The sequence below is a fragment of the Micromonospora sp. M51 genome (assembly GCF_018070305.1).
Lineage (GTDB): Bacteria > Actinomycetota > Actinomycetes > Mycobacteriales > Micromonosporaceae > Micromonospora > Micromonospora parva.
Genome location: NZ_JAGPXZ010001428.1, coordinates 1 through 566 on the forward strand (window position 1 = coordinate 1; position 566 = coordinate 566).

The window sequence follows — 566 nt, forward strand, 5'->3', positions numbered from 1 at the left end:
GTCCAACGCCTGCTCCCGCTGACCGTGCGCGAGCAGCGCCGCAGCGTACTGGGCCATCGTCTGGCGGCGGGAGAAGAGCAGCGAGGGTGCGTTGGCGGCGGCAGTTGCCACCGGAGCGAGCAGTCCCACAGCGGTCGCCGAGTCGCCGGCGGCGAGCCGGGCCGTCGCCAGCAGCACCCGGGGCGCCACCTGCGCCGGGGCCTGCGGGTTGTGCGGCTCCACGGCGGTCAGCACCGCCCGGGCCACCTGCTCGGCCGTCTCGCAGTCGCCCATGTCCAACGCGACGAAGCCCCGCAGCGTCCCGGCCATCCCGGTGAGCAGCGGGTGCGAGGTGCGCTCCGCGTACGCCAGGGCGTCGGTGAGCAGGTCGGCCGCGTGCTCCGGCTCGCCCAGCCCGCGCGCCACCACCGCCCGCACCACCAGTGCGAAACCTCGGCCCCAGTCGTCGGAGGCGGCAGCGAACTCCCGGTACGCCCGCCGGGCCTCCCGGTCCGCCTCGGCCAGATCGCCCAGCTCGGCGGTGGCGAACGCCGCCACCGCGCGCAACGTCCCCACCGCCCACGCCT

At 76.7% G+C, this 566-nt stretch carries 1 pseudogene; it reads right to left on the reverse strand.

From position 1 onward, the window contains the following. Window positions 1-566 (reverse strand): annotated as a pseudogene (locus KBX53_RS35255) (adenylate/guanylate cyclase domain-containing protein); the annotation flags it as partial.